Origin of the sequence: Dietzia sp. 111N12-1 (assembly GCF_001658045.1) — a bacterium.
Classification (GTDB): Bacteria; Actinomycetota; Actinomycetes; order Mycobacteriales; family Mycobacteriaceae; genus Dietzia; species Dietzia kunjamensis.
Genome location: NZ_LSSV01000093.1, coordinates 139,986 through 150,285, shown reverse-complemented (window position 1 = coordinate 150,285; position 10,300 = coordinate 139,986). Strand labels below are relative to the sequence as shown.

General features: G+C 72.6%; 10 protein-coding genes and 1 pseudogene. 9 read left to right on the top strand and 2 right to left on the bottom strand.

All coding sequences use genetic code 11. The features are described from left to right. The 3 genes and pseudogenes from AYO52_RS18010 to AYO52_RS16735 form a co-directional block, all read left to right on the top strand. A pseudogene (locus tag AYO52_RS18010) lies at positions 1-192 on the top strand (cytochrome ubiquinol oxidase subunit I); the annotation flags it as partial. A 132-nt stretch (positions 193-324) separates the two neighbouring features. Then, a complete protein-coding gene (gene serB / locus AYO52_RS16740; protein ID WP_067719911.1) occupies positions 325-1,554 on the top strand; it encodes a phosphoserine phosphatase SerB in 1,230 nt (409 codons plus the stop codon). A gap of 47 nt (positions 1,555-1,601) precedes the next feature. Further along, on the top strand, positions 1,602-2,351 hold the full coding sequence (locus AYO52_RS16735; RefSeq protein ID WP_067719974.1) for a peptidyl-tRNA hydrolase: 750 nt from the start codon (positions 1,602-1,604) through the stop codon (positions 2,349-2,351). A gap of 19 nt (positions 2,352-2,370) precedes the next feature. Here the strand turns inward: AYO52_RS16735 and AYO52_RS16730 are convergent, their stop codons facing one another. Together AYO52_RS16730 and AYO52_RS16725 are read right to left on the bottom strand one after the other, a co-directional pair. Next, complete coding sequence (locus AYO52_RS16730) at positions 2,371-4,479, bottom strand: ATP-dependent DNA helicase (RefSeq protein ID WP_067719908.1); 2,109 nt, start codon at positions 4,477-4,479, stop codon at positions 2,371-2,373. Between the two features lie 136 nt (positions 4,480-4,615). Beyond that, positions 4,616-5,965 (bottom strand): nicotinate phosphoribosyltransferase, encoded by a 1,350-nt coding sequence (locus AYO52_RS16725; protein WP_067719906.1) that lies wholly within the window; start codon positions 5,963-5,965, stop codon positions 4,616-4,618. A gap of 53 nt (positions 5,966-6,018) precedes the next feature. On the opposite strand from AYO52_RS16725, the gene clpS reads away from it, so the two are divergent. From clpS to rph, 6 genes are all read left to right on the top strand, one after another. Continuing rightward, on the top strand, positions 6,019-6,363 hold the full coding sequence (clpS, locus tag AYO52_RS16720) for an ATP-dependent Clp protease adapter ClpS (protein WP_067719971.1): 345 nt from the start codon (positions 6,019-6,021) through the stop codon (positions 6,361-6,363). 4 nt (positions 6,364-6,367) lie between these two features. Then, positions 6,368-6,988: a DUF2017 domain-containing protein gene (locus AYO52_RS16715; protein WP_067719968.1), complete on the top strand. Its 621-nt coding sequence runs from the start codon at positions 6,368-6,370 to the stop codon at positions 6,986-6,988. Positions 6,989-7,043: 55 nt separating this feature from the next. Further along, positions 7,044-7,736, top strand: a complete 693-nt coding sequence (locus AYO52_RS16710) for a rhomboid family intramembrane serine protease (protein WP_067719902.1) — start codon at positions 7,044-7,046, stop codon at positions 7,734-7,736. Continuing rightward, entirely contained in the window at positions 7,733-8,548 is an 816-nt protein-coding gene (gene murI / locus AYO52_RS16705; protein WP_067719965.1) for a glutamate racemase, read from the top strand. Before AYO52_RS16710 ends, murI begins: the two co-directional genes overlap by 4 nt. 73 nt (positions 8,549-8,621) lie before the next feature. Then, positions 8,622-9,401: an MBL fold metallo-hydrolase gene (locus tag AYO52_RS16700; protein WP_067719963.1), complete on the top strand. Its 780-nt coding sequence runs from the start codon at positions 8,622-8,624 to the stop codon at positions 9,399-9,401. 111 nt (positions 9,402-9,512) lie between these two features. Further along, on the top strand, positions 9,513-10,298 hold the full coding sequence (rph, locus tag AYO52_RS16695) for a ribonuclease PH (RefSeq protein ID WP_067719899.1): 786 nt from the start codon (positions 9,513-9,515) through the stop codon (positions 10,296-10,298). Positions 10,299-10,300 lie beyond the last annotated feature (2 nt).

The following is a 10,300-nucleotide window of genomic DNA, read 5'->3' as shown; positions in this document are numbered from 1 at the left end:
TGCCCGCCGCCGCGCCACAACTTCGTGACGCTGCCCCGGATCCGCTCCGAGCGCCCCGCGTTCGAGCTGCACTACCCGCACATGAGCGAGCGGATGCGGGCGGAGGCCCACGTCGGGGGCCGTCGCAAGGCACAGGACCCGGACTCGGCCAAGGATGTGGCCGACCGGGGACCATCCCCGCAGAAGGGCTGATCGCCCGCCCGTACTCACCCACGGGCGTAGGTCCCGGGAACCCCGTCGGCGGCTCGTCCACCGGCGGGGTTTCCGCTTGTCAGGCCCCGCAACATCAGCACCGCCCTCCCCGATCACCTGTCAGGAGTACATGTGAGCACCACCGGCACCCCGGCTCTCCTCACCGTCACCGGGCCCGACCGCCCGGGCGTAACCGCGCGGGTGATGTCCGTCCTCGCGTCCCACCACGCCGATCTGGTCGACGTGGAGCAGGTCGTCGTCAACGGCCATCTGTCCCTGGGGCTCATGGTCCGGGTGGACGACGGCGCCGATGTGGTCACCGTCGTGCGGGAGCTCACCGAGCAGGTCCACGACCTCGGGATGCAACTCGAGGTCCAGTTCGACGACATCGCCCCCGCGGCCCCGCCCTCGACGCACGCGGTCGTGATTCTCGGCAGCCCCGTCCCGGCCTCCGCGTTCTCGGCCGTCGCCGGCTCGCTGGCCTCCATCGGCGCGAACATCGACACGATCCGCGGGATCGCCGACTACCCGGTCACCGGTATCGAGTTGCACGTGTCCACCGCCGGCCGGGACTCGGCCGACGATGCCCGCCTGCGCGAGACCCTCGCCCCCCTCTCGGACGCCCACGGCGTCGACATCTCGGTGGACCGGGCCGGGCTCGGCCGTCGGTCCAAGCGACTGGTGGTGTTCGATGTGGACTCCACCCTCGTCCAGGGCGAGGTGATCGAGATGCTCGCCGCGCACGCGGGCAAGGAGGACGAGGTCCGGGCCGTCACGGAGCGTGCCATGCGCGGAGAGCTCGACTTCGCCCAGTCCCTGCACGAGCGTGTCGCGACGCTGGCAGGTCTGCCCGCCACCGTGCTGGACGAGGTCGCCTCGAGCATCGTGCTCACGCCCGGGGCCCGCACCACCATCCGCACGCTCAAGCGGCTGGGGATCCGCTGCGGGGTGGTCTCCGGCGGCTTCATCCAGGTGATCTCCGGCCTCGCCGAGGAGCTGGGACTCGACTTCGCCCGCGCCAACACCCTCGAGATCGTGGACGGCACGCTCACCGGCCGGGTGGTCGGCGAGGTGGTGGACCGCGAGGCGAAGGCCGCCTACCTCCGCGAGTTCGCCGACGAGGTCGGTATCTCGCTGAGCCAGACCGTCGCGGTCGGTGACGGTGCCAACGACATCGACATGCTCACCACCGCCGGGCTGGGAATCGCGTTCTGCGCCAAGCCCGCCCTCCGCGAGGTGGCGGACGCGTCATTGTCCAAGCCGTTCCTCGACACCGTTCTGTTCGTGCTGGGGATCACCCGCGACGAGATCGAGGCCGCGGACACCGCCGCCGGCACGTACCGCCGCGTCCCCCTGACGTGACCGGCACGCCCGGGGCGGGGGAGGGCGGTCCCGAGACCGGTGGGCCCGTGATCGGCGGCCCGGCGACCGGCGCCGCACTCGACTGGTGCCACGCCCGGCTCCGGGCGGGCTCGGCCGGCGCGGAGGACCCCGAGGATCGTGCGACCGTTCGGTCGATGCCGATCGTGCTGCACCTGCCCAAGGCGGACCCTCCGGCCCGGACCCCGCTGCTCGAGTCGGTGGCCGGCGCGGTCGCGGCGCTGTGCCTCGACGAACGGGTCGCGCCGGGAGGGCCGTGGCACGAGGCCTACGCCGCGTGGTTGGACGCCCGGATGCGCAAGATCGCCCGACGTGCCCGCGGCGCCCAGTGGCGGGCCTCGCTCGAGGTCCCCGGGGTGACCCGGGAGATCGACGGCGCCGCCGCGAGGGCGTTCGTCCCCGGCCCGGTGGACGAGGTGGACCCGCGGCTGGCCAGACTGCAGATCGGCGGCACCGACCTTGAGCGTGACGAGCCCGGCGCGCCGCCCGAGGGGACGCCGGTGGTGTGGATCGACGGTGCGCTCGAGATGTCGACGGGAAAGGCGGCGGCGCAGGTCGGCCACGGGGTCATGCTGCTCATCGCCGCGATGGAACGCGATCGTCTCGATCGCTGGTTGGCCGACGGGCTCCCGGTCGCCGTCCGCGAAGCCGATCCCTCCCGGTGGCAGGACCTGGCCGAGGCGGTGGCCGCCGGGACACCGGGAGTCGCCGCGGTGGTGGACGCCGGCTACACCGAGGTGGCGCCGGGGTCGCTCACGGTCATCGCCGTCGACGCCTGAGCGGCGCCCCGGGGAGCGTTCAGGCGTCGCGCAAGCGCTCCAGGGCGCCGGTCACGACGTCCTTGTCGGTGGTCTGCCAGAACGGCGGCAGCGAAGCGCGTAGGTATCCGCCGTACCGCGCGGTGACCAGACGGGAGTCGAGCACCGCCACCACGCCGCGGTCCTCGGTGCGGCGGAGCAGCCGGCCCACGCCCTGTGCGAGCAGGAGGGCGGCGTGGTTACCGGCGACGGCGAGGAACCCGTTCCCCCCGCGGGCCGCCACCGCACGCTGACGCGCCGAGAGCAGCGGATCATCGGGACGGGGGAACGGGATGCGGTCGATCACGACCAGCGACAGGGTCCGTCCCGGGACGTCGACGCCCTGCCACAGCGACAGGGTGCCCACGAGGGTCGTCTCCTCGTCGTCGGCGAACGTCGCGACGAGGTTGGCCGTGGAGTCCTCGCCCTGGCAGAGGACGGGGGTGTCGAGTCGTTCGCGGAGCAGTTCGGCGGCGGCCTTCGCCGCGCGCATCGACGAGAACAGTCCGAGCGTGCGGCCCCCGGCGGCGGTGATGAGATCGACCAGTTCCTCCTCGGCCGCGGGCGACGGGCCCTCCCGGCCGGGCGCGGGGAGGTGAGCTGCCACGTAGAGGATGCCGTTGCGCCGGTAGTCGAACGGGGATCCCGCGTCGAGGCCCGTCCACCGCAGGGCGCTCGCGTCGTCGTCGGAGGGCGGTTCGAGCGACACCGCGCTCGCGGTGTCCGGGCGTGCCGACGAGGCGGGCGGCAGTCCCCAGGTGGCGGCGAGCCCGTCGAACTTCCCGCCCGTGGTGAGGGTCGCGGAGGTGAGGATCACCGTGGACTCGGCGAACAGGCGGGCACGCAGGAGCCCGGCGACGGACAGGGGAGCGACGCGCAGGATCCGTCCTCGTCGTTCCTCCACGCTCATCCATACGATCTCTAGGCGCTCGGTGACCGGCCGCTCGAACGAGGAGAGGATGCGGTCTGCGGCGTCGGCGATCTCGTCCAGCGCGGCGAGGGTCTTCTGACGGTCGGAGGCACCCTGTGGGTCACCGGCGGCCTCTCCGGGCTTGGGACCCGGGACCGCGCTGCGACAGTTCTCGGCGGTGTGGCGGACAGCGGCCAGCGCGAGGTCCGCGCCCTCGGGCATGAGGTCCCATCGCGCCTCGGGACAGATCTCCAGCAGCGTGGCGAGACCCTCCCCGGCGGCGACCATGCGGTCCGCGGTCTGCTGGTCGACGAGCTTCGCCGCCCGGCGCGCGGCCTGGATCACGGCCGCGCCGGTGAGTTCGGCGGTGGTCACGCCGGTCACCCGGTCGGACAGCTCGTGGGCCTCGTCGATCACCACCGCGTCGTGTTCGGGCAGCACGGAGACATCGGTCATGGCGTCGATCGCGAGCAGCGCGTGGTTGGTCACCACCACGTCGGCGCGGCCGGCCTCCTGGCGTGCCAGTTCGGCGAAGCACTCGGAGAACTCGGGGCAGACCTGCCCCAGACACTCGCGACTGGTCACCGACACCTGCCGCCACGCCGCGTCGGAGACACCGCGGGGCAGGTCGTCGCGGTCGCCGGTGTCGGTGTCCTGCGCCCAGTCGTGCAGGCGGGCGATCTCGCGGCCCAGCCACGAGCTCGGGCCGGTGTCCCGGGGGGTGGCCTCACGTGGGGTGCGCGCGGCCGTGGACTCGCCGCCGAGGGGCAGGTCGAACAGTTCCTCGGTCTCCACCTCCTCCGGGTCGGCCTCGTCGACCGGCCCCGAGCTCACCCGGTGCAGGCACAGGTAGTTGCCCCGGCCCTTGAGGATCGCGTGGGAGGGACTCACGCCGAGTTCCGGGCGGAGCGCCTTGGACAGCCGCGGCAGGTCGCGGTCGACCAGCTGGTTCTGCAGCGCGATGGTCGCGGTGGAGACCACCACGGTGTTCCCGGTGGCCACGGCGTGGCGCAGCGCCGGCACCAGGTAGGCCAGGGACTTACCGGTGCCCGTCCCGGCCTGGACTGCGAGGTGTTCCCCCGTCGCCAGGGCGTTGCCCACGGCCTCGGCCATCGTCACCTGGCCCGTGCGTTCGCTGCCGCCCAGGCCCGCGACCGCGGTGGCGAGCAGGTCGGAGACGGGGGGGAGCGAGTCGGTCACGCGGATACCCTAGCGGCCGCACCGGACAGTGGCCCGGGCCGCCGGGCGGCTCGGGGGCAGACCTGGCCGGCTCGGGGGCAGACCCGGTCGGCTCGAGGCCCACCCGGATGCGTCGGCGGACGACCGACAGCTCCGCTCAGCGGGTGGCCGGGGGGATGACCCTCACGGGGATGGCGGGGTCGCCCTGACTCAGCGCGAGCCCCTCCCACGGCAGGGACACCATCACGGCGGCGTGGTGGGCGCGTGACTGCTCGAGGGTCGGGAGCCCGGGGACGGTCTCGCCGCCCCGGATCAGCGGGACCATGAGATCGCGCGTCTCGAGACCGGGCTCCTCGGGGGCGTCCCCGGACCACGGCAGCAGCAACTCCTCGACGGCGGTGCCCGAGCGGCGGTGGTGGCGGACCGCGCGCTTGGCTCCGGGCAGGGACTCCTTCTGTGCGGAGCGTTTGGCCACGGGGATCCCGTCGACCTCGACGAGTTTGTAGACCATGCCGGCGGTCGGGGCGCCCGAGCCGGTCACGAGCCGGGTGCCGACGCCGTACACGTCGACCGGCTCAGCGCGCAGAGCGGCGATCGCGTACTCGTCGAGGTCCCCGGAGACCACGATCCGGGTGTTGCGGGCGCCGAGGGCATCCAGCTGGCTGCGGACCTGCCGGGCGAGCACCCCCAGGTCGCCGGAGTCGATACGGACGCCGCCGAGTCCGTGCCCGGCGACCTCGATCGCCGTCGCCACGCCCGTCGCGATGTCGTAGGTGTCCACCAGGAGGGTGGTGTCCACACCGAGGGTCTTCACCTGCGAGCGGAAGGCGGCCGCCTCGTCCGGACCCTGCGGGCCGGTGTGCAGCAGGGTGAACGAGTGGGCGGACGTCCCGGCGGAGGGCACGCCGTGCCGGCGCGTCGCCTCCACGTTGGAGGTGGAGTCGAACCCGGTGAGGTAGGCGGCCCGGGCCGCGGCGACCGCTGCTTCCTCGTGTGTGCGGCGGGACCCCATCTCGATGATGGGGCGGCCGTACGCCGCGGAGGTCATCCGCGCGGCGGCGGAGGCGATCGCGCTGTCGTGGTTGAGCACGGACAGGACCAGGGTCTCGAGCACGACGCACTCCGCGAACCCGCCCCGGATGCTCAGCACGGGCGAGCCGGGGAAGAACAGTTCGCCCTCCGCGTAGCCGTCGACGTCACCCGTGAAGCGGAAGTCGCGGAGCCAGTCGGTGGTCCGCTCGTCGAGCGAATCCGACAGCGCCTCGATCTCCTCGTCGTCGAACCGGAAGTCCGCCACGCGTTCGAGGAGCCGACCGGTGCCTCCGACCACCCCGTACCGACGGCCGGAGGGCAGGCGTCGGGCGAAGACCTCGAACACACACGGCCGGTCGGCGGTGCCGTCCGCCAGGGCCGCCCGGATCATGGTGAGCTCGTACTTGTCCGTGAGCAGGGCGGTGGACGGTCGCCCGGTGGGGGGCGTGACATGGGAGGGAGTCGGCGGGGTCACGGGGGCGACTCTACGGCGTGGCCTACCCGGCGGGAATCCGTATCCTGGGTTCCATGCACCCTGTGACGACACCGCTTGCGGCCGTCCGGAGCACCGCCCCGGTGATGGCGATGCCGTCGGCCGCGCCCGTGGAGTCCACGGACGCGGACCTCGACGGTGGGGTGGACAGCCCCTGGCTCACCGTGGTCTGGGACGACCCGGTGAACCTGATGAGTTACGTGACGTACGTGTTCCAGCGGGTGTTCGGCTACAGCAGGGAGAAGGCGCATGGCCTGATGCTCAAGGTCCACAACGACGGTCGGGCGGTGGTGTCGTCCGGCAGCCGCGACAAGGTCGAGAACGACGTCCGCAAGCTGCAGGAGGCCGGACTGTGGGCCACGATGCAGCGGGATGCGTGAGGCGGTGAAGGCGTGGCAGCGCAAGGCGTCCCTCGGTGGGGCGCGCATCAAGTCGGTCATGGAGAACCATGAGGTGCAGATCCTGCACGCCCTGGTCTCCAACGTGGTGGACATGCTCGAACAGCGCCGGGACTCCGCCCCGCGCGATGAGCTGGCCGAGATCACGGGGATGCGCAGTGGCCACTCGCAGGTGCCCGCCGAGGCGCCCCTGGCGCGGTTGTTGCCGGACTTCCACCGCCCTGAGGCGGCCGACCGTGCGGACGGGTCCGACACGGACGGTGCGGCCGTCGCGCGGGCCCACAACTCGGGCATGCGGATGATCCACGAGCCGGCGATCATCGACGCGAAACTCGGCTGCGCGGGCGTGGTGTTGCGTTCGTTGCCGTCGCGGGGCGGGACGGTGTCGCTGACCCTCGAGCAGGCGAACTCGTGGATGCGGTGTCTCAATGATGTGCGACTGGGGCTGGGCGCGGTCCTGCTGGAGGCGGGCTCGTCCGACGGGACCGCCGCCACCGACATCCCCGAGTACGTGCCCGACGATGACCCCCGGTCCGCCCAGTTGGACGTGTACCACTGGCTGACCTTCATGCAGGACTCCCTGTGCACGGCCCTGGACGGGCTGTGAGACGACGGGCTGTGAGACGACGGGCTGTGAGACGACGGGCTGTGAGGAGAACATCGTGAACCGAGACCCCCGTTCGCCGTGGCCGGGTACCGGCGCCGGACCGACCCGCCCGGCGGACCCGGGACCGCGGCGCTGGCCGGCCCTGGTCCTGCTGTGGTCGTTCGTCGCCCTGATGTGGGTGGTCGAGGCGGCGGACCAGGTGTTGCTGCGGGTCACCGGGGAGCCCCAGGTGCTCGACGGCTACGGGGTCCAGCCGCTGGCGACGGACGGGCTCCTCGGCATCGTGTTCCAGCCGTTGCTGCACGGGGACTGGGCGCACCTGATCGGTAACTCGATCGCACTGCTCGTGCTGGGGTCGATCATCGCCCTGTCCGGGATCCGACCGCTGGTCGGCGTCACCCTCGTGTCGTGGCTGATCTCGGGAGTGGTGTCCTGGTTGCTCGGCGGCACCGGGACCGTCCACATCGGGGCCTCCGGGATCGTGTTCGGCTACATCTTCTACGTCATCGTCCGGGGCTTCTTCTCCCGGCGCATCCTGCACCTGGTGATCGGACTGGTCATCGGCTTCTACTACGGGCTCGAGGCGCTGGCGGGCCTGTCGCCGATGCTGGACGGGGTGTCCTGGCAGGGTCATCTCGGGGGCGCGATCGGCGGCGTGGCGTCGGCGTACGGCCTCAAGCGCGACCGGAAACCGCAGCAGCGGCAGCTCGCCACGCAGCCGCGGTGGTCCGCCGGACCGCGGAGGTGACGCACCCCGACCCGCAGGCTCCCATCGGGGTGTTCGACTCCGGCGCCGGCGGTCTGACGGTGGCCCGGGCGATCGTGGACCAGCTACCCGACGAGTCGGTGGTCTACGTCGGTGACACCGCCAACGGGCCGTACGGTCCGTTGCCGCTGGCAGAGGTCCGGGCGCACGCCCTCGCGGTGGCGGACCAACTCGTCGACCGCGGGGTCAAGGTGTTGGTGATCGCGTGCAACACGGCGTCGGCGGCGATGCTCCGGGACGCCCGCGAGCGCTACCCGGTGCCGGTGGTGGAGGTCATCCAGCCGGCGGCCCGGCGCGCGGTGGCCACCACCCGCTCGGGCCGGATCGGGGTCATCGCCACCCGCGCGACAGTGGCGTCGCGGGCGTACGACGACGCGGTGGCCGCGGCCGCCGGGATCGAGCTGACGTCGGTGGCGTGTCCGAAGTTCGTCGAGTTCGTCGAGCGCGGCATCACCAGTGGCCGTCAGGTGCTCGGGTTGGCGGAGGGGTATCTCGCCCCGATCCGCGACGCCGACGTCGACACCCTGGTGCTGGGGTGCACCCATTACCCGTTGCTGTCCGGTGTGGTGCAGTTGGCGGCGGGGGACCACGTCACGCTGGTCTCGAGCGCGGAGGAGACCGCCAAGGACGTGCTGCGGGTACTCACCGCGCAGGACCTGTTGCGGCCACACGACGCGGCCGAGCCGGCGACTCACGAGTACCTCGTCACCGGTGATCCCGACGCCTTCCGCCGGGTGGCGTCACGGTTCCTCGGCCCCGGTCTGGTGACCGTCGGGCGGGCGGTGTCGGACTGATGGACGGTGACACGCATCGCGGGCACAGCCGCGAACACCACGACACGCGGTGCGGCGTGGCACGATGGTGCCCATGTTTCTGACTGTCCTCGGGTGCTCGGGAAGTATCGGTGGACCCACCTCGCCGGCGTCCGGGTATCTGGTGGAGGTCGACGGTCTCGCCCCCGTGGTGATCGACATGGGGCCCGGTGTCCTCGGCGCGCTGCAACGACACGTGGCCCCCGAGGACGCGACCGTCCTGCTGTCCCACCTCCACGCCGACCACTGCCTGGATGTCCCGAGTCTGTTGGTCCTGCGGCGCTTCGGCCCCGGTGCGAAGGGCGCGGGCCGCGTGCCGCTGGTCGGGCCGTCCGGGACGGCCTACCGGATCGGGGTGGCGTCGGCGGAGGAGCCGGGGACGGTCGACGACCTGTCGGACACGTTCGACGTGGCCACGTGGGACGTCGCGCCCGAGGTGGAGATGAGGGGCGACGACGACGAGGTGGCCCTGCGCGTGCGGGCCGACCGGGTGGAGCATCCTCCGGAGTCGTACGGAATGCGCCTGACCTCCCGTAGCGGCCGGGTCCTGGCGTACAGCGGGGACACCGCCTATTGCGACGCCCTGGTCGAGCTGGCGGTCGGCGCGGACGTCCTGCTCTGTGAGGCGTCCTGGACGCACGAGGAGGGACGCCCGCCGGGCATCCACATGTCGGGGGCGGAGGCGGGCCTGACCGCTCACCGCGCCGGCGTGGGTCGTCTCGTGCTGACCCACATCCCGCCGTGGGTGGACCGCGAGGCGGTGCGCGCGGAGGCGGCCGTCGAGTTCGGCGGGGAGATCCTGCTGGCGGAGCCGGATCTGCGGATCACCGTCTAGGTGGCGGGCCGGCACCACCCGACCCCTCCCGGCCCCGTCCCTCCCCGCTACGGCCCCTCCCACGCCGCCTGCACCTCAGGCGTGGGCGTCCGGCGGCTAGGATCGGCGGTCGTGACCTCATCGAGCATCAGCAGAGCAGACGGACGCGGCGACGCCGACCTGCGTGACGTGACCATCACGCGGGGGTTCACCTCGCACCCGGCGGGGTCGGTCCTCGTCACCTTCGGGCAGACCCGCGTCATGTGTACGGCAAGCGTCACCGAGGGCGTGCCGCGGTGGCGCAAGGGTTCGGGCCTGGGGTGGCTCACGGCGGAGTATGCGATGCTGCCGGCCGCGACCCACGAGCGCTCGGGCCGGGAGTCGGTCCGCGGCAAGGTGGGCGGTCGCACCCACGAGATCAGCCGTCTGGTGGGCCGCTCCCTGCGGGCCTGCATCGACCTGTCCGCGCTGGGGGAGAACACGATCGCCCTGGATTGCGATGTCCTGCAGGCCGACGGCGGGACACGGACCGCGGCGATCACCGGCGCGTACGTGGCCCTGGCGGACGCGATCACGTGGCTGCAGGCCAAGGGCGCGGTCACCGGCAACCCGCTCACCGGGGCGGTCGCCGCGGTGAGCGTCGGCGTCGTCGACGGCCGCGTCCTGTGCGACCTGCCCTATGAGGAGGATTCGCGGGCCGAGGTGGACATGAACGTGGTGTGCACCGACGGCGGCAAGCTCATCGAGGTCCAGGGGACCGCCGAGGGCGCGGCGTTCGGCCGCGACCTGCTGGACGCGATGCTCGACTCGGCGCAGGCCGGCTGCGAGCGACTGTTCGAGATGCAGCGCGAGGCCCTCGCGGCGCCCTACCCGGGCGAGTTGCCGTCGCCGCCGGCTGCACGGAACCGAGGGCGGTAGTC